This is a genomic window from Streptomyces sp. ERV7 (assembly GCF_001653515.1).
Taxonomy (GTDB): domain Bacteria; phylum Actinomycetota; class Actinomycetes; order Streptomycetales; family Streptomycetaceae; genus Streptomyces.
Window position 1 is genome coordinate 1,340,423 of sequence record NZ_LYOY01000040.1, and the last position, 18,243, is coordinate 1,358,665.

General features: G+C 71.8%; 17 protein-coding genes and 1 pseudogene. 14 read left to right on the plus strand and 4 right to left on the minus strand.

The window, feature by feature from the left end:
• The first annotated feature begins 11 nt into the window (after positions 1–11).
• The 11 genes and pseudogenes from A8W25_RS20695 to A8W25_RS20745 all read left to right on the plus strand — a co-directional run bounded on the left by A8W25_RS20695 (position 12) and on the right by A8W25_RS20745 (position 9,482).
• Positions 12–1,349, plus strand: a complete 1,338-nt coding sequence (locus A8W25_RS20695) for a CpaF family protein (RefSeq protein ID WP_067163525.1) — start codon at positions 12–14, stop codon at positions 1,347–1,349.
• Positions 1,350–1,357: 8 nt separating this feature from the next.
• A complete protein-coding gene (locus A8W25_RS20700) occupies positions 1,358–2,296 on the plus strand; it encodes a type II secretion system F family protein (protein ID WP_067163527.1) in 939 nt (312 codons plus the stop codon).
• A 10-nt stretch (positions 2,297–2,306) separates the two neighbouring features.
• A complete protein-coding gene (locus tag A8W25_RS20705) occupies positions 2,307–3,194 on the plus strand; it encodes a DUF5936 domain-containing protein (protein ID WP_067163528.1) in 888 nt (295 codons plus the stop codon).
• A 10-nt stretch (positions 3,195–3,204) separates the two neighbouring features.
• The gene (locus tag A8W25_RS33555) at positions 3,205–4,467 is read left to right on the plus strand and encodes a sensor histidine kinase (RefSeq protein ID WP_067163530.1); all 1,263 of its coding nucleotides are present in this window, start codon (positions 3,205–3,207) and stop codon (positions 4,465–4,467) included.
• Positions 4,464–5,237, plus strand: a complete 774-nt coding sequence (locus tag A8W25_RS33560; RefSeq protein ID WP_067163532.1) for a response regulator transcription factor — start codon at positions 4,464–4,466, stop codon at positions 5,235–5,237. The genes A8W25_RS33555 and A8W25_RS33560 overlap by 4 nt, the downstream gene beginning before the upstream one ends.
• A gap of 162 nt (positions 5,238–5,399) precedes the next feature.
• On the plus strand, positions 5,400–5,630 hold the full coding sequence (locus A8W25_RS20720) for a hypothetical protein (RefSeq protein WP_067163534.1): 231 nt from the start codon (positions 5,400–5,402) through the stop codon (positions 5,628–5,630).
• Positions 5,631–5,695: 65 nt separating this feature from the next.
• A pseudogene (locus A8W25_RS35065) lies at positions 5,696–5,749 on the plus strand (hypothetical protein); the annotation flags it as partial.
• 328 nt (positions 5,750–6,077) lie between these two features.
• Positions 6,078–6,668 (plus strand): prepilin peptidase, encoded by a 591-nt coding sequence (locus tag A8W25_RS20730; RefSeq protein ID WP_420708491.1) that lies wholly within the window; start codon positions 6,078–6,080, stop codon positions 6,666–6,668.
• Positions 6,669–6,723: 55 nt separating this feature from the next.
• Positions 6,724–7,518, plus strand: a complete 795-nt coding sequence (locus A8W25_RS20735) for a class I SAM-dependent methyltransferase (RefSeq protein WP_067163537.1) — start codon at positions 6,724–6,726, stop codon at positions 7,516–7,518.
• Positions 7,519–7,586: 68 nt separating this feature from the next.
• Positions 7,587–9,074, plus strand: a complete 1,488-nt coding sequence (locus tag A8W25_RS20740) for a DUF2079 domain-containing protein (protein ID WP_324616255.1) — start codon at positions 7,587–7,589, stop codon at positions 9,072–9,074.
• 42 nt (positions 9,075–9,116) lie between these two features.
• Positions 9,117–9,482 carry a winged helix-turn-helix transcriptional regulator gene (locus A8W25_RS20745; RefSeq protein WP_067163539.1) on the plus strand — a complete coding sequence of 122 codons (366 nt, stop codon included), beginning with the start codon at positions 9,117–9,119 and terminating at the stop codon, positions 9,480–9,482.
• A gap of 279 nt (positions 9,483–9,761) precedes the next feature.
• Here A8W25_RS20745 and mgrA read toward each other — a convergent pair whose 3' ends face one another.
• A complete protein-coding gene (mgrA, locus tag A8W25_RS20750) occupies positions 9,762–10,805 on the minus strand; it encodes an L-glyceraldehyde 3-phosphate reductase (RefSeq protein WP_067163540.1) in 1,044 nt (347 codons plus the stop codon).
• A 162-nt stretch (positions 10,806–10,967) separates the two neighbouring features.
• On the opposite strand from mgrA, the gene A8W25_RS20755 reads away from it, so the two are divergent.
• The 3 genes from A8W25_RS20755 to A8W25_RS20765 all read left to right on the plus strand — a co-directional run bounded on the left by A8W25_RS20755 (position 10,968) and on the right by A8W25_RS20765 (position 14,428).
• Positions 10,968–11,729 (plus strand): isoprenyl transferase, encoded by a 762-nt coding sequence (locus A8W25_RS20755; RefSeq protein ID WP_067164293.1) that lies wholly within the window; start codon positions 10,968–10,970, stop codon positions 11,727–11,729.
• A gap of 318 nt (positions 11,730–12,047) precedes the next feature.
• Complete coding sequence (locus A8W25_RS20760) at positions 12,048–13,370, plus strand: PhoH family protein (protein ID WP_079126207.1); 1,323 nt, start codon at positions 12,048–12,050, stop codon at positions 13,368–13,370.
• Between the two features lie 368 nt (positions 13,371–13,738).
• A complete protein-coding gene (locus A8W25_RS20765) occupies positions 13,739–14,428 on the plus strand; it encodes a transglycosylase SLT domain-containing protein (protein ID WP_067163544.1) in 690 nt (229 codons plus the stop codon).
• A gap of 152 nt (positions 14,429–14,580) precedes the next feature.
• On the opposite strand, the gene A8W25_RS20770 is transcribed toward A8W25_RS20765, so the two are convergent.
• The 3 genes from A8W25_RS20770 to A8W25_RS20780 are packed head-to-tail and all read right to left on the minus strand — an operon-like array spanning position 14,581 to position 18,214.
• On the minus strand, positions 14,581–17,004 hold the full coding sequence (locus A8W25_RS20770) for an ABC transporter permease (protein WP_067163545.1): 2,424 nt from the start codon (positions 17,002–17,004) through the stop codon (positions 14,581–14,583).
• On the minus strand, positions 17,001–17,693 hold the full coding sequence (locus A8W25_RS20775) for an ABC transporter ATP-binding protein (protein WP_067163547.1): 693 nt from the start codon (positions 17,691–17,693) through the stop codon (positions 17,001–17,003). The genes A8W25_RS20770 and A8W25_RS20775 overlap by 4 nt, the downstream gene beginning before the upstream one ends.
• A complete protein-coding gene (locus tag A8W25_RS20780) occupies positions 17,690–18,214 on the minus strand; it encodes a PadR family transcriptional regulator (RefSeq protein WP_067163548.1) in 525 nt (174 codons plus the stop codon). Before A8W25_RS20780 ends, A8W25_RS20775 begins: the two co-directional genes overlap by 4 nt.
• Between the last annotated feature and the right edge of the window lie 29 nt (positions 18,215–18,243).

The window sequence follows — 18,243 nt, forward strand, 5'->3', positions numbered from 1 at the left end:
AGGCACGCCACATGAGCCTGCGGGCCCGTATCACCGCCCCCGAGGAGAGCCGGGGCGGCGAGGGAGACGCGCACCTCGTCGCCGCCTACCGGGGCAAGCTCCTGGAGGAGATCGACCTCGCCGAGATGTCCTCGCTCGCCGCCGCCGAGCGCCGGGCGCGGCTCGAACGCGTCCTCGGCCACATCCTCAGCCGCGAGGGCCCGGTCCTGTCCACCGGCGAGCGGGCCCAGCTGATCCGCCGGGTCGTCGACGAGGCGCTGGGCCTGGGCGTACTGGAACCGCTCCTGGAGGACGCGTCCGTCACCGAGATCATGGTCAACGGCCCCGACCAGATCTATGTGGAGCGCGGCGGGCGGGTCGAGCGGCTGCCGATGCGGTTCGCCTCGCACGAGCAGCTGATGCAGACCATCGAGCGGATCGTGTCGACCGTCAACCGCCGCGTCGACGAGTCCAACCCGATGGTGGACGCCCGGCTGCCGTCCGGCGAGCGCGTCAACGTGATCATCCCGCCGCTCTCGCTGACCGGCGCCACCCTCACCATCCGCCGCTTCCCGCGCTCCTTCACGCTCCCCGAGCTGATCGCCTTCGGCTCGCTCGACCAGTCCATGCTGATGCTGCTCGCCGGGCTGATCCAGGCGAAGTTCAACGTGATCGTCTCCGGCGCCACCGGCACCGGCAAGACGACCCTGCTGAACGCCCTCTCCGGCCTCATCCCCGAGCACGAGCGCATCATCACCATCGAGGACTCCGCCGAACTCCAGCTCCAGCAGAGCCATGTGATCCGCCTGGAGGCCCGCCCGGCGAACGTCGAGGGCAAGGGCCATGTCTCCATCCGCGACCTGGTCCGCAACTCGCTCCGGATGCGCCCCGACCGGATCGTGGTCGGCGAGGTGCGCGGCGGCGAGTCCCTCGACATGCTCCAGGCGATGTCCACCGGCCACGACGGCTCGCTGGCCACCGTCCACGCCAACAGCGCCGAGGACGCCCTGATGCGGCTCCAGACACTGGCCTCCATGTCCGAGATCAAGATCCCCTTCGAGGCGCTGCACGACCAGATCAACTCGGCCGTCGACGTCCTGGTCCAGCTCACCCGGCACGCCGACGGCTCCCGCCGGGTCACCGAGATCGCCCTGCTCGACTCGCACGGCCGCGACCCCTACCGGCTCGCCACCGTCGCCCGGTTCGAGCCCCGTCCGATGACCGCCGACGGGCGCGTCCACGGCGAGTTCCGCCACTTCCCGCTCCCGCGCCGCGTCGCCGAACGCCTCTACCTCGCGGGCCAGCCCGTGCCGCAGGCGTTCGGCATCGCCTCCTTCGACGAACAGCTCGCCACCCGAGAGGCCAGGTAGCACCGCCCATGTCCGCACTCACCCAGCTGACGATCGGGGTCACACTGCTCGCCTGCACGGCGGCGGTCGTCGGTGTGCACGTGTACGCCACCGGGCGCGCCCAGCGCCGGGCCCTGGTCGAACGGCTCTCCACCGCCGGGGAGCTGCCGTCCGCCGGGCGCCGGCGGCCCTTCGCCGGGGTGGACCGCAGGCTGCGCCGCACCGCCGTCGGCAAGCGCATCGAGCGCAAACTCGCGGTGACCGGCCTGGACCTCACCCCCGGTGAGTTCTTCGTCTACGTCCTCGCCGGAGTGGTCGGGCTGTGGGTGGTGGCGGCCTCGGTGCTCGCCTCCTTCTTCGGCCCGCTCGCGGCGCTGGCCGGGCTGTGGGCCGCCAACACCTTCCTGAACTGGCAGCGCACCCGGCGTACCGAGGCGTTCATCAACCAGCTCCCGGAGATCTCCCGGGTGATCGCCAACGCCACCCAGGCCGGGCTCGCCCTGCGCACCGCGATCGCCATGGCGGCGGACGAGCTGGAGGCCCCGGCGGGCGACGAGCTCAAGACGGTCGCCGACCAGCTCGCCGTCGGCCGCACCCTCGACGACGCGCTCGGCGAGCTGGCGAAGCGGCTGCCCTCGCGCGAACTGGTCATCCTGGTATCGACGTTGATCCTCTCCAACCGGGCGGGCGGCGCGGTCGTCAACTCGCTGCGCAACCTCACCACCACCCTGGAGGAGCGCAAGGAGACCCGCCGCGAGGTGCGCACCCAGCTGTCCCAGGTGAACACCACGGCGTACGCGGTTCCGGCGATCGGGGTCGGTGCGATGCTGCTCGTCAACCAGATCGCGCCGGGCTCGCTGGCCAAGATGACCGGCTCGTTCCTGGGCCAGGCCGCGGTCGTCGTGGCGCTCGGGCTCTACGCGCTCGGCTTCGTCGCGATCCGCCGCATCTCGAAGATCGACGTCTGAGGGGGCGGGCATGGAACTGATCCTGGGACTCATCGGCGGGCTCAGCGTCCTGGGCGCCTTCCAGGGCGTGCGGATGTACCGCGCCGAGGCCAAGCTCCCCGGCGACCTGGCCCTCGCCCTGGAGGTCGGCGCCACCCGCACCACCCGCACCGGCGGCGCCATCGACCGCCTCGGCATCCGCTACGCCCCGCTCGTTCTGCGGCTGATGGGCCCCAAGCGGGTCAGCGAGAAGCGCCGCAGGATCGACATGGCGGGCAACCCCGGGGGCCTGACCATCGACCGGTACGCGGCGCGGCGCGCGGTGTACGGGGCGCTCGGCGCGGTCGGCGCGGTGGTGATGGTCTCCGGCGGCAACTACCTGCTCGCCCTGCTGATGGTCGCGTTCGCGTACTACTGGGTCGAGGTCGGCATCTGGGCGGCCGTCCGCCGCCGCCGCGACGACATCGAGCGCACCCTGCCGGACTTCCTCGACGTGCTCGCGGTCGTGGTCTCGGCGGGCCTCGGCTTCCGCCAGGCCCTGGAGCGGGTCGCGGAGAAGTACGAGGGGCCCTGGGCCGACGAGGTGCGCATAGCGCTGCGCCAGATGGACATGGGGGTCAGCCGCCGCCAGGCCTTCGACGACCTGCGCCGGCGCAACGACTCCGAGCAGGTCGCCATGTTCGTCACGGCCCTTCAGCAGGGCGAGGAGCTCGGCGCGCCCATCGTGGACACGTTGATAGCGATCGCCACCGACATGCGCCGCACCGACGCCCAGAACGCCCGCCGCAAGGCCGCCAAGGCGGTACCCAAGGCCACGCTGATGGTCACCACCTTCATGGTGCCCGCCACCATGATCCTGATGGCGTCCGCGATGCTGCTCGGCTCCGAGGCCGACATCGGCTCGCTCACGGGGAAGTGAGGGGAGCGCCATGCGGAAGCAGCCGCGGCCGGAGGGCCCGCCGTCGCCCGAGCCCGAGGTCTCCCTCCAGCTCAACGCCCTCCAGGCGCTGTGCCGCCAGGTCTTCCTGTTCCGGCTGGCGATGATAGGGCTCGCCACCCCCTTCGCCCTGGCCAACTCGGCCCGGGGTGTGGCCACATGGCTGGTCTCCGGGGCCGTACTGATCACCTTCATGGGCTCGTACGCGCTCTACCGCGACTGGGAGCGCTTCGGCCCGCTGCTGCTGCGCCACCCGTGTCTGCTCGGCGTGGACACCGCCTCCGGCGCGCTGCTGCTGTTCACCGCGACCGCCGACTCCCCGCTCGGCTACGTCGTCGTCTGCACCCCGCTGCTCGCGGGCCTGGTGTACGGGTGGCGGGGCGCGGGCGTCTTCGCCGGGCTCCAGTGCGTGATCCTCGCGCTCGCGTACATGGCCCAGCACCGCCACCACCAGCCGGTCGCCCCGGCCCTGCTGCTGCCCGGCTTCTGTGTGCTGGCGGGCGCGGCCGGGGTCGCGCTGCGGGGCCTGCTGCTGCGGTTCGGGATGGCCTCGCGGGCGCTCACCGAGGCACGGGCGAGGCTGGCGGTGGAGGAAGAACGGGCCCGGCTGGCCCGCGAGTTGCACGACTCGGTCGCCAAGACCCTGTACGGTGTGGCGCTCGCCGCCGAGGGCCTGGCGGCCTCGGCCGACCGCGCCGACCCGGTGGCGGTCCGCCGGGGGGCGACGCTGGTGGCCCGCTCGGCCCGGCGCGCCGCCGCCGAGTCCCGCGAGCTCCTCGCCGATCTGCGCCGCGAGCCGGGCCCGGACGGGGGAGTGGACGTACTGGCGGAACTGGCCGCGCGCGTGAGGGACTTCGCGGCGCGCGGCGGGGAGACGGGCGTGAGCTACCGGTCCCTCTCCCTGGACGGCGGGCCCGCGACGCGGGTCCCGCACCCGGTCGCCCGCCAGCTCCTGACGATCGCCTCGGAGGCCCTGGAGAACGCCCACCGCCACGCCGGCCCCGCGCGCGTGGACGTGTCGGCGGGCGTGGTCGGGGACGTGCTCCGCATCAGCGTGTACGACGACGGGCGCGGCCTGCCCCCCGGCACCACGCTCGACGGGCTGCGCCGGGCGGGCCACTTCGGCCTGGTCGGCATGGTCGAGCGCGCGGCGGACCTCGGCGCGCGCATCCGTATCGGCCGGGGCGAGGCGGTGCGGGGCACGGAGGTCCGCCTGGACCTGCCGCTGGCCGCGCTGGAGAGGAGCGGGGTGTGACACGGGTGGTGGTGGCGGACGACAACCCGGTCGTACGGGCCGGGCTCACCGCGCTGCTCGACGGCCGGGGCGGCACCCGGGTCGTGGCCGAGGCGGCGGACGGCGGCGAGGCGTACGAGGCGGCCCTACTGCACCGGCCGGACGTCGTCCTGCTCGATGTACGGATGCCCGGCGTGGACGGTCTCGCGGCCCTGCCCCGTCTGGTGCGGGTGGCGCCGGTGATGATGCTGACGTACAGCGGCGAGGCCGAGACCGTACGCGAGGCGCTGCGGCTGGGGGCGCGCGGCTATCTGGTGCACGGCGAGTTCACGGTGGAACAACTGGTGGGCGCGGTACGGGACATCGGCGAGGGCCGCGGACACTTCTCGGTGACGGCGGCGAGGGCACTGGGTGACACGGCGGGGGCCGGGGGAGTGGTCAGCCCCGCCACCTCTCCAAGTGTCATGACCCGGTCGATTTCGTTAAATCCGAACGAAGAGGCTTCGCGGATGCAACTGGATGTGGGACAGTCGTCAGCGGGAGCGCGGAGGCAAACTCCGCTCCTGCGCAAGGGACTTGGGGCGCACCGGCTGAGCAGGAGGGAGACGGAGGTGATGGAGCTGATCGCGGTGGGCATGAGCAATCAGCAGATCGCCGCCGCCTGCTTCATCAGCGAGAAGACGGTGAAGAACCACATCAACCGGATCTTCGCGAAGCTACACAGCAACAGCCGTACACAGGCTGTCGCGACGTGGCTGGGGACGCGGGCGGAGCGGGGGGTGGCGGGATGAGGCCCCCGGACCTTCGCCGTCTCTCCTGGTCCCGGACGCCGGGCCGCCGCCTCCCCTCCCCGCTGCGGAATTGGGCCCAGGGGCCCTGTGCCGGAACCGGAGGGCCCGGGTACGGTGCGGCTGTCGAGCGCGGCACCGCCGTAGACCCCGGAGGGGACCACCATGAACGACAAGCTCCTCAAGCCCGCGACCGCCGCCAGGATCCGGGTCCACGGCTGGCTGAACACCACGGCGACGGCGCTGCGGCGGCGGGGGGACCGGGGGCAGGGCGCGGTCGAGTACATGGGGATCATCATCGTGGTGGTGGCGATCATTCTGGTGCTTACGCAGACGAATTTCGGCACGACGATCGCCGGGAAGATCACGGCGGCGATCAACAAGATCAACCCCTGACCCCACCCGTCACCCGCCGGCTCACCGGCGACCGAGGGCAGGCCTTCCCCGTCTACATCACGGCGGTGGCCGGTCTGCTCTTCCTCGCGTTCGCGTACTTCGCGGTCGGCCAGGCGGCGATGAAGCGCAACGAGGCCCAGACGGCGGCGGACGCGGCGGCCCTCGCGGCGGCCCAGGACTTCCGGGAGCAGCTCAGGGACGGCCTGCTCGACACCTTCGACCTCGTGCGCTGGCAGCAGCTGCTGGACGGCGACCGGGGCGGGCTGATCCCGCACGACTCCTGCCCGGCGGCGAGTGAGCTCGCCTCGCGCAACGACGCCGCGGCCGACACCTGCGCGCTCTCCTTCCGGCCCGAGCCCACCTACGAGGTGGCCGTGCGGACCAACAAGACGGCGGGCCACTCGGTCATCGCGGCCACGCAGGACCACAAGGGCGCGGCGAAGGCGGTTGCCGTGGTCGTACCGCGCTGCCACCTCAAGGAGGCGCCCGGGACCGGGCCCACCACCCAGCCCCCGGTGGGGCGCCGCGACCGCCGTCACCGCCGCCGCCCTCGCCGCCACCACCGGCCCCCACCCCGAACTCGCCGTCTGGCTGCTCCTGCTGCCCCCCGCCGCCCTCCTGGCCGCCGTCGACGCCCGCGTGCACCGGCTGCCGGACGTGCTCACCCTCCCCCTCGCCGGCGCGGCCGCCCTCCTCCTCGGCGCCGCCGCCCTCGCACCGCACCCGGAGGGCTCCTGGCGACACGCCCTGCTCGGCGGACTGGCCCTGGGCGGCGCCTACTTCGTGCTCTTCCTCGTCAACCCCGCCGGCCTCGGCTTCGGCGACGTCAAACTCGCCGTGGGCCTCGGCGTGGTGCTCGGCTGGTACGGCTGGGGCATCCTCTTCACCGGCGCCTTCGCGGGGTTCGCGGCCGGCGGCACGTACGGCCTCGGGCTGATCCTGGCGCGCCGCGCCGACCGCCGCGCGGCCATCCCGTTCGGCCCCTTCATGATCGCCGGGGGCTACCTCGGGCTGCTCCTCGGCGGCCTCGCCGCGTAGCCGCCGGGCGGAAATCGGGCCCCTTCCGCCGCGCAAGACGCGTAGGGTCCGCGATATGGCGCAAACCATCCGCAACCACAACACCCGCACCTTCGAAGACCTGATCGCCGAGGCGGCGGCCGCCCCCGTGGACGGCTGGGACTTCTCCTGGCTGGACGGACGGGCCACCGAGGAGCGCCCGTCCTGGGGGTACTCCCGTGCCATGGCCGCGCGCTGGGCCCGGGCCACGGCCGCCCTCGACGTGCAGACCGGCGGCGGCGAGGTCCTGGCGGCCGCCCCGCAGCTGCCGCCGCTGGCCGTCGCGACCGAGGGGTGGCCGCCGAACGTCGCCCGGGCCACCGCCCTGCTGCACCCGCGCGGCGTCGCGGTCGTCGCCGACCCCGACGAGCCGCCGCTGCCGTTCGGCGACGGCGCCTTCGACCTGGTGACCAGCCGTCACCCCGTACAGACCTGGTGGACGGAGATCGCCCGGGTGCTCACCCCGGGCGGCAGCTACTTCTCCCAACAGGTCGGACCCGCCAGTGTGTTCGAGCTGGTCGAGTACTTCCTGGGCCCGCAGTCCGCCGACGTCCGGGGCAGGCGCGACCCGGGCAAGGCGCGCGCCGAGGCCGAGGCCGCCGGGCTCCAGGTGGCCGATCTGCGCCAGGAGAAGCTGCGCACCGAGTTCCACGACATCGGCGCCGTCGTCTACTTCCTGCGCAAGGTGATCTGGATGGTGCCGGGCTTCACGGTCGAGGAGTACCGGGACCGGCTGGAGGCACTGGACGAGCAGATCCGTACCGAAGGGCCCTTCGTCGCCCACACGACACGGTTCCTCATCGAGGCCAGGAAGCCGCTGCGCTCCTCCTGAGCCACCTAGCATCCGAGCATATGGAACGGATGCGGACAACCACCACAATCAGGGTCATCAGTAGCGACGTGTCCTCCCGGCGGCCCCTCGCCGCCGCCCTCACCGGCTGGAAGAACACCCGCACCCGGCGGCCCGCCCTCCTCTGGTGGGGGTGGGCCGCCGCGCTCTTCCTGCTCTACGCGACCGTCGGCGCCCGCCGCCAGGCGCTGATCCGCACCACCGGCTACGACCTCGGCATCTTCGAGCAGGCCGTGAAGGCGTACGCCCAACTGCGCGCCCCCGTCGCCCCGTTGCGCGGCGACGGGTTCAACCTGCTCGGGGACCACTTCCACCCCGTGCTCGTCGTGCTCGCGCCCCTCTACCGGATCGCCCCCTCCCCGTACACCCTGCTCTTCGCCCAGGCCGCCCTGCTCGCCCTCGCCGTGGTGCCGCTGGCCCGCCGCGCCCGGCAGGCGCTGGGGCGGCGCGCCGCCCATGTCGTCGCCTTCGCGTACGGGCTGAGCTGGGGCATCGCCTCGGCCGTGGCGTTCGACTTCCACGAGGTGTGCTTCGCCGTCCCGCTCGTCTCCTTCGCCCTGGAGGCGCTGGCCCTGCGGCGCTGGCGGGCCGCGGTGGCCTGGGCGGCGCCGCTGCTGCTCGTCAAGGAGGACCTCGGGCTCACCCTCGCCGCGATCGGCGGGTACATCGCCTGGAAGGGGCGGCGCCGGCTGGGCCTGGCGACCGCCGCCGCCGGGCTGCTCGGCAGCGCCCTGGAGTTCAAGGTGCTGATGCCGTTCTTCAGCCCGGCCGGCACGTACGCCCACGCCGCCAACCTCGAACCCGCCCACGGCTCCCTGCTCGCCACCCTCGCCTTCGCCCCGCTGGACGCCGTACGCCCCGAGGTGAAGGCCACCACCCTGGTCCTCGTCTTCGCCCCGGCGGCCCTGATCGCCCTGCGCTCGCCGCTCGCCTGGCTCGCCGTGCCGACGCTCGGCTGGCGGATGCTCTCCCAGAACGCCTTCCACTGGGGCACCTCGTTCCACTACACGGCGGTGCTCATGCCCGTCGTGCTCGCCGCCATGACCGACGCCCTCGCCCCCTACCGGCGCTCCGGCGACACGCTGGGCCGGCGCCATGTGCGCGCCTCGCTCGCCACCACCGCGGCCGTCACCCTGGTCCTGATCCCGTCCTTCCCGCTCGCCCAGCTCGTCCACCGCTCCACCTGGCGCTCCACCGCGCACATCGCCGCCGCCCGCGACCTGCTGCGCCGCATCCCCGACGGCGCGACCGTCGCCGCCTCCAACCGCCTGGCCCCCCAGCTCACTTCACGCGCCGACGTGGTGCTCTTCCCGACCTACCCGGTCCACTGGCGGCTGTACGACACGGGCGCGCCGGTACCGCCGCCGAGCGCCCAGTGGATCGTGTACGACCGCGTCCCCGCCGAGTCCTGGCCGTACCCACCGGGCCACTGGCCCTATCCGAGGGAGCGTCAGGAGGCCGAACTGGTCAAGGCGGAGCAGGCCTACGGCTACCGGGTCGTCGCCCAGCGGGACGGAATCACCCTGCTCAGGCGTTGAGACCATGGACGTACACAGGGAAGAGGGAGAGGGGCCAGGACCATGGGCAGGCACAGCAGGGGTGACGTCAGCTACAGCTGCGGGCTGGACGCGGCGGTCGACGTCGTCGTGGGGAAGTGGAAACCGCTGATCCTGTGGTCGCTGCACGACGGCACCTACCGCTTCGGCGAACTCAGGCGCCGGGTCGAGGGCATCACCGAGAAGGTCCTCGTCCAGCAGCTGCGCGAGCTGGAGACGGACGGGATCGTCCACCGCGAGGTCTACGGGGAGGTACCGCCCCGGGTGGAGTACTCACTGACCCCGCGGGGCCAGGCGCTCAACACGGCACTCACCCCCTTGGGTGAGTGGGGTGACGCACACATGGAGTGGATCCTGGACGTGAAGTCGGCCGCGCGCGATGTCGCCTGAGCCGCTTGGCACCGCCCTGACCTGCACGGTCAAAGAGGCGTTCCCCCATCGGGTACCCCTTGAGGGGGTACCCCCACAGGTGCCCGCGCGGTGCCCGGCCGGTTTCGGAGCGTAGTTTCGGCACGCCGTGGCACCCACCATCACTTACGAAGGGTTATGGTGGAAACCCCCCCTCGGGCCGGTCCGTATCCCCCCCACGGACCGGCCCGTTTTTTTTGGGGCACGCCCCCCGCACCGGTTTCCTGTGGATCCGCTGTCAGTTGGCTAGCACCCCGGTGATCAGCCGCGCCCGGCCCAGATGTTGGTGCCCGCGGTGTCCACGGCGAAGGCGTCGATCTCCTTCAACTCCTCGGCCGTCAGCGGCGCTCCGGCGAGCGCCGCCACGTTCTCCTCCAGCTGCTTCACACTGGATGCGCCGATCAGCGCCGACGTCATCCGCGGATCGCGCAGCACCCAGGAGATGGCCAGCTGGGCGAGCGACTGGCCGCGTCGGGCAGCGATGTCGTTCAGCCCGTTCAGACGGCGCAGCACCTCGTCGCTGAGCAGATCGGGGTCGAGCGACTTGCCCTGGGTGGCCCGCGAGCCCTCCGGGATGCCCTTGAGGTACTTGTTGGTGAGCAGCCCCTGCGCGAGCGGCACGAAGGAGATGCAGCCCATCCCGGCCTCCTCAAGCGTGTCGAGCAGGCCGTCGTCCTCGGTCCAGCGGTTGATCATCGAGTACGACGGCTGGTGGATGAGCGCCGGGACGCCCATGTCCCGGAGGATCCCCGCCGCCTCGGCGGTCTGCTCGCTCGTGTACGAGGACACACCCACGTACAGCGCCTTGCCCTGCTGGACGGCGGACGCCAGCGCGCCCATCGTCTCCTCCAGCGGGGTCTCCGGGTCGAAGCGGTGCGAGTAGAAGATGTCGACGTGATCCAGGCCCATACGGCCGAGCGAGGCGTCCAGGGAGGACAGCAGGTACTTGCGCGAGCCCCACTCGCCGTAGGGGCCCGGGTGCATCAGATACCCGGCCTTGGTGGAGATGATCAGCTCGTCCCGGTACGCCCGGAAGTCCTGGCCGAAGACCTTGCCGAAGTTGAGCTCGGCGGAGCCGGCCGGCGGGCCGTAGTTGTTGGCCAGATCGAAGTGGGTGACTCCCAGGTCGAAGGCGCGGCGCAGGATCGCGCGCTGCGAGCCGAGGGAGCGGTCGTCGCCGAAGTTGTGCCACAGGCCCAGGGAGAGCGCGGGCAGCTTCAGGCCGCTGCGGCCGGTCCGCCGGTACTCCATGGAGTCGTAGCGGGAGTCGGCGGCCAGATAGTGGAGGGGGAGGGATTCAGTCACGTTTCCCTGCTTATCACGGACTTGTGACAGGCCGAGTTGGGCCCCTGTGACCCGTCCGCAGTACTGTGCCTTCCTTGGGGGTGCCCCCAGGCCGTCAGGCACTGGGGTTGGGCCGTATGCGGTGCTGCGGCGGCTCCCGGAAGCAACGAGAGGGTGGAATCGGTGAACTTGCGCGACCTGGTGTACGGGCTCTACGCACGCCGGGTGGAAGGTCGCCTCGACCACGACCAGGCGCCCAAGCACATCGGCGTCATCCTGGACGGGAACAGGCGCTGGGCCAAGGCCTCCGGCGGCAGCCCCGAACAGGGGCACCAGGCCGGCGCGAGCAAGATCCACGAACTGCTCGGCTGGTGCGCGGAGACGGACGTCGAGGTCGTCACGCTGTGGATGCTGTCCACGGACAACCTGGACCGGCCCGACAACGAGCTGGTCCCGCTCCTGGGCATCATCGAGGGCGTGGTGCGCGACCTGGCGGCGGACGGGCGGTGGCGCGTCCACCACGTCGGCCAGATGGACCTGCTGCCCGCGCGGACCCAGTCGGTGGTCAAGGAGGCCGAGCAGGCCACCCACGACGTCGGCGGCATACTCGTCAACGTCGCCGTGGGCTACGGCGGCCGCCAGGAGATCGCGGACGCGGTCCGCTCGCTGCTGCTGGACGCGGCGGCCAAGGGGACCAGCTTCGAGGAACTGGCCGAGACCGTCGACATCGACAGCATCTCGGAGCACCTCTACACCCGTGGCCAGCCCGACCCGGACCTGGTGATCCGCACCAGCGGCGAGCAGCGGCTGTCCGGATTCATGCTGTGGCAGTCCGCTCACTCCGAGTACTACTTCTGCGAAGTGTTCTGGCCCGCCTTCCGCAAGGTGGACTTCCTGCGCGCACTGCGCGACTACGCGGCGCGCCACCGGCGCTACGGCACCTGAGCCGGGACCTGGTCCGTCCCGTCGTGCCCCACCCCGTCACGATCCGTCCCGGCGGCTCCTGACCGGCAGTCAACCCCTTTGGTCCCCACCAAGCGCATATGCCTGTGCATGGCCGCGCTTGTTCGAGGGAATACCCCCTCCAGTTGAACGGCCAGAAGTGGCCGCTCACCCGGGAGGCCCTTTGCACCAGGACGCACGTGCACTGTGCACGGACGGAGCGGAGGGCCGGCGCTCGGCCCGCGCATCGTGGCCACAGCCCGGCCCCCACCCCCGCGACGCCGTCGCACCCCGACCTCTTCCGAGGGGGTACGTCCTTCCGTGGTGACCAGCACAAAGCGCCGCATGCCCGACCGGCGCACCTACGTCCTCGACACCAGCGTCCTGCTGGCCGACCCCAACGCCATGGCCCGGTTCGACGAGCACGAAGTGGTGCTCCCGATCGTCGTGGTCACGGAACTGGAGGCGAAGAGGCACCATCCGGAACTCGGCTATTTCGCCCGGCAGGCCCTGCGCCTGCTCGACGACTTCCGGGTCCGGTACGGACGCCTCGACGCACCCATCCCGCTGGGCGACCTCGGCGGCACGCTCCGCGTCGAGCTCAACCATTCCGATCCCGGCGTGCTGCCCGCCGGCTACAGGTTGGGGGACAACGACTCACGGATCCTCGCCGTCGCCCGCAATCTCCAGGCCGAGGGGTACGACGTCACCGTCGTCTCCAAGGACCTGCCGCTGCGGATCAAGGCGTCGTCGGTAGGCCTGCTCGCCGAGGAGTACCGGGCGGAACTGGCCATCACCGACTCGGGCTTCACCGGGATGTCCGAACTGTCGCTCTCGGGCGAACAGGTGGACCTTCTCTACGAGGAGGAGACGCTGTACGTGCCGGAGGCCGCGAGCCTGCCGGTGCACAACGGCCTGGTGCTCCAGTCCGAGCGCGGCAAGGCGCTCGGCCGCGTCACCGCCGACGGCAACGTCAAGCTGGTGCGGGGCGACCGGGAGGCGTTCGGCCTGCGCGGCCGCAGCGCCGAGCAGCGCATCGCGCTCGACCTGCTGCTCGACCCGGACGTCGGCATCGTGTCGATGGGCGGCCGGGCCGGCACCGGAAAGTCGGCGCTGGCCCTCTGCGCGGGCCTGGAGGCGGTCCTGGAGCGCCGCCAGCACAAGAAGGTGATGGTCTTCCGGCCGCTGTACGCGGTGGGCGGGCAGGAGCTCGGCTATCTGCCCGGCTCGGAGGCCGAGAAGATGGGCCCCTGGGCGCAGGCGGTGTTCGACACGCTGTCGGCCGTCACCACGCGCGAGGTGATCGAGGAGGTGACATCGCGCGGCATGCTGGAGGTCCTGCCGCTCACCCACATCCGCGGCCGCTCCCTGCACGACGCGTTCGTGATCGTGGACGAGGCGCAGTCGCTCGAACGGAACGTCCTGCTGACCGTGTTGTCCCGGATTGGGGCGAACTCGCGGGTGGTGCTCACCCATGACGTGGCCCAGCGGGACAATCTGCGGGTCGGCCGTTACGACGGAGTGGTCGCCGTCGTCGAGAAGCTGAAGGGCCATCCGCTCTTCGCGCACGTCACCCTCACCCGCTCCGAGCGGTCGCAGATCGCCGCACTGGTGACCGAAATGCTGGAGGACGGCCAGATCTGATCCCGTACGTCCGAATTGGCGCCGCCCGCGAAGCCGTTGAGCTTAGCCGGGCGGCGCCTCTTCATGGGGTCGATCCGACAAAACCCCTGGGGCTGGGGGGATGTGAGGTTTCACACGCAACAGGGAATTGCCTTGCGCCACCGCTCTCCGGCAGAGTCTTGCATCCGTCAGGCCCCGCATACGGCACACCTGTACCTCGTAACTCAATAGCGTCGCCGTATGCCGCCCGAGCACCACGCGGCGCTCCCGCAAGGGAGTTGCCCACCGGGTCAGTTCCTCCCGTGACCTGAGCAGTTGGGGGGAGAGAGCCAGGGGCACGATCGCGTCCGCTCAGGTCACCAGTGCGGGCGCTGCTGGAAGGAAACCGTGTGAGCCGGATCTCGGTCCGGGGATTCGCGGTGGCGTCAGCCACTGCGGTCACCACCGTCGGCGCCGTCGTGGGTGTTGCCTCGGGCGCGCCCCAGACCGCTTCGAACGACAACGTCGAGGCGACCGCTGCCGACACGACGCTTCTCGCGGACATACCCGCGGGCCAGCAGGCCCAGGTGCAGACCGCGTCCCTGACGCAGCAGGCGGACGCCCAGTCCGCCCAGGCGAGCGCCGCCGCGAAGAAGTCCGCGGAGGAGGCCGCCCGCCTCCAGGCCGCCAAGGACGCCAAGTCCAAGAAGGAGTCGGCGGACGAGAAGGCGAAGGAGCGCGAGCAGGAGCAGATCGCCAGCCGCTCCGCCACCCGCGACCCCGCGTCGTTCCCCGTACAGAGCTCGTACACGGTCGAGCAGGTCAAGGCCATCGCACGGCAGATCGTGCCGGCGGACCAGTTCCAGTGCTTCAGCAACATCGTGAACCACGAGTCGACGTGGAACTATCTGGCGGTCAACGCCAGTTCCGGCGCGTACGGCCTGGTCCAGGCGCTCCCGGGCTCCAAGATGTCCTCGGTGGGCTCCGACTGGCGGACCAACCCCGCCACCCAGATCAAGTGGGGCCTGAACTACATGAACTCCAGCTACCACAGCCCCTGTGGTGCCTGGTCGTTCTGGCAGGCCAACAGCTGGTACTAGACGCTCCGGAATCTTTGCCCGGGGCAACTCAACCTTTCGAAGCCCCTCACCGTCCTTCGGTGAGGGGCTTCGCCCTGTACGGTCGGAAGCGACGACTCCGGGTGTGGGGGGAGTGGTGGGAACGCTCAGCGGGGGAAAGGGAAGCGGCAGCATCATGTCGAAAGTGCCGGGGCTGCTCGGGGCGCTGGGCGCCGGTCTGACCCGTATGGGCCAGCGGCTGGACGAACGCCGGGTGGAGACCGAGGCACGCGCGGCCGAGGACGCGGGCCTGGACGGCTCCGCCGGGACCGCCCGCAGTGACGATTCACCGGCCCGGGTGCCGGAGACGGCACCGGTGGGTGTGCCCGCGCAAGCCCCGGCAGGTGTGCCGGCGAAGGCCCCGGCGGTACGGGTCTCCGCGGAGGTCCCGGAGCCCTCGCCCGCGCAGGACGGGGCGCAGGCCCCCGAGTCCGCCGTGCCCGACCCCGTGTGCCGAACGCGACCAGGGACGAGAGCAGGCGCTTGCGTTCGCGCAGTTGCTCCAGCATCGAGACCAGCAGGCTCGTGCCGATCAGCATCAGGACCGCCGCCGCACCGATGTACAGCCCCCGCCGCACCCCGGCGAACTTCGCCGCCGTCTTGACGTCGTTGAGCGCCCGCGCCCGTGTGAACGGGTCCGCCGCCCACGTCGCGTTCAGGACCCGGTCGGTCACCAGCGCGTCGCCGGGACGCGTGGTCACGTACGTCGTGTAGTACACCCGCGCCTTGGTGAAGGCCCGGATCGCCCCGGGCGTCGCCAGCAGGCCGCCCCGCTTCGTGCCCAGCGGGTCCGTCCGCGCCGGGACCGTCCGCGCGTCGCGCGGCACCGTGTACGGGGTGTCCGTCGCCTTGCGGAGGTCCGCGTCGGGGCGGCCCGGCGACTCGAAGTACAGCTTCGCGCCCGGCGCGGCGCCGTCCCCGCCGAAGTCGCCCCCCGTGGTCACGAACACGTCGCCGTCCTTGCATGACGGCAGTTCGCCCACCTCGCGCAGCGCCCGGCAGTCGCCCACCGCCATCTCGACGTACCTGTCGTCGTCCGGGTTCTTCGACCTGGTGCGCAGACCCGCGTTTCCGAGCGTCGTGGTGCCGGTGACGCCGGGGATCGCCTTCAGGTTCTCCTCGCGGCGCTCCTGTTCGGCCTTGGACAGGTTCGTGGACATCGGGACGACCATCTGCGCCCGGGCCGTGTCCTCGCCGCTGGAGGTCACATAGTCGCCCTCGATGCCGCTGAAGAGCATCTGGAGCGCGATCGCCCCGGCCACCGCCACCGCGATGCCGTTCACCAGGCGGGCCGCCGCGCCGGAGTTCAACTGGAGGCGGCGGACCGCGAGTTGCCAGCCCACCCCGCCTCCGCCGAGCCGCCGCACCACCGTCTCGATCAGCCACGGCAGCAGTGCCGTCACCCCGATGAGGAGCAGGACCGTACCGCCGATCACTTGGCCCTGGTTGTAGAAGCCCTGGTCGCGGCCCTTGTCGAACATCGGGACGAGGAGGCCGAGTCCGACCACCGGCAGCAGCAGCCGCCACCACAGGCGCCGGGGGCGCGGCACCGACGTCCGTACGACACCCAGCGGTTCGATCACCACCCCGCGCAGCGCGAACAGCGTCACCCCGACCGCCGCCGCCGGCACCGCCAGACCCACCAGGACCGCCAGAGCGGCGCTGGGGTCGAGGTCGGCGGGGAAGACATTGAGCCGGGCGATGGTGACCTCGCCGACGTACTGGCGGGCGATCAGGAAGAACACCGTGCCGAGGGCGAGTCCCAGGACCGAGCCCGCCAGCGCCTCGCCCGCCGCGATCCAGCGTGTCATCCGGCTGTCCGCGCCCACCAGGCGCAGCGCCGCGAGGCGCTTGTCGCGCCGGTCGCCGCCGAAGCGCACGGCCGCCGCGATGAAGACCGCGACCGGCAGCAGCAGCACCACGAAGATGATCACGATGAGCAGGGCCAGGATCGGGTCGATCGGCTCGGTGGGCTGCTTGTCGGGGAAGGAGTTGATCCGCTCGATGTCGACCCGCTCCGAGTTGAGCGCCTCCTGGCCCTTGAGCACGTCGCTGCCCGCGTAGTAGGCGAGTTCGTGCGGGCCGAGCAGCCCGCTGTCGCCGATGGTGCCGGTGATCTTGTACGGGACGCGCTCGCGCAGCAGTTTGCCGCCGGGCGAGTTCAGCAGGTCGCGCAGGTCGGGCGAGACCACCATGGTGCCGGGCGCGGGCAGCGCGGAGAGCCCCGGCGGCACCGGCGCGCGCTTCCCCTCGGGCTGCAGCAGCCGGCCGCGGATGTCCTCCCCGTCGAAGACGGTGTCGGTACGGGCCAGCAGCATGGTGTCGGCGCCCGCGGGCATCTGCTGCCCGGCGCCGAAGTCGTTGCGCGCGTTGTCGCGTGCGTCCCGCGCCGCGAGCGCGCCCGGCAGGGCGGTGGTGGCGAGCAGCAGCGCCACGCCGAGCCCGACGCCGATCGCCGTCATCAGCGTGCGCGTCCACCCCTCGCGGCCGCCGGTGAGCGCGAACTTGGCACCCAGGGAGAGGTCCCGGAGCCTGTTCAGACGGAGTGCCCCGGTCATACGGCGTGCTCCAGCATCATGTCGCGGGACTTGCCGTCGCGTACGACGATCTCCCGGTCGGAGTAGGCGGCGACCCGCGCCTCGTGGGTGACCAGGACGACCGCCGCGCTGGCGGACCGGGCCGCCTCGGTGAGCAGCTGCATCACGCGCTCGCCGTTGAGCGAGTCGAGCGCTCCGGTCGGCTCGTCCGCGAAGATCACCCGCGGTGAGGTGACCAGCGAGCGGGCCACCGCCACGCGCTGGCCCTGGCCGCCGGAGACCTCGCCGGGCCGCTTGCCGCCCAGGTCGTCGACCTCCAGGCGCTCCATCCACTTCAGGGCCGTGCGCTCGGCCTCCTTGCGCCGCACCCCGGTCAGCCGCAGCGGCAGTGCGACGTTCTCCGTGCAGGTCAGCTCGGGCACCAGCTGGCCGAACTGGAAGACGAAGCCGAACTCGCTGCGGCGCAGCGCGCTGCGCTCCGCGTCCTTCATCGAGGACAGCTCACGGCCGTTGTAGAGGATCGATCCCGAGTCGGGCGTGACGATCCCGGCCAGGCAGTGCAGCAGCGTCGACTTGCCCGAGCCGGAGGGGCCCATGACGGCGACGACCTCGCCCGGGTGGATCGAGAACTCCGCCCCGTCGAGCGCGGGCGTGGACCCGTACGACTTGCGCAGGTCCTTGGCGAGGAGCAGGGAGCCGGCGGGCGTCATGCGCGTACCTCCGTGGCGAGCTGGTCGAGGCGGGCGGCGGTCAGCTCCAGCCAGCGCAGGTCCGCCTCCAGATGGAACAGGGCGTGGTCGCAGATCAGCTGGTCGGAGAGGTCGCCGCGGCGCTTGCGGTCGGTGAGGATGCGCATCAGCCGCAGATGCTCGGCACGCTGGGTGTCGAGCAGGTCACCGGCGCTGCGGCCGGTGAGCAGGGCGAGGACGACCTTGGTGTAGAGGGTCGACTGGAGGTACGGCTCGGGCTTCTCCGGCTGCCTGAGCCAGGCCTCGACATCGGTGATGCCGGCCTCGGTGATCGCGTACCGCTTGCGCTCGGGGCCGCCGCCGGCCTCCACGCCGTCGACCTCCACGAGGCCGTTCTTCAGCAGGCGCGACATGGTCGAGTAGACCTGCCCGTAGTGCAGCGGGCGGTCGTGCCCGAACTTCTCGTCGAAGGCGCGCTTGAGGTCGTACCCATGGCGCGGGCCCGACTCAAGGAGTCCGAGGAGGGTGTGGCCGATGGACATGCTCAGATGCCTTTCTGCTGGTACGTCTG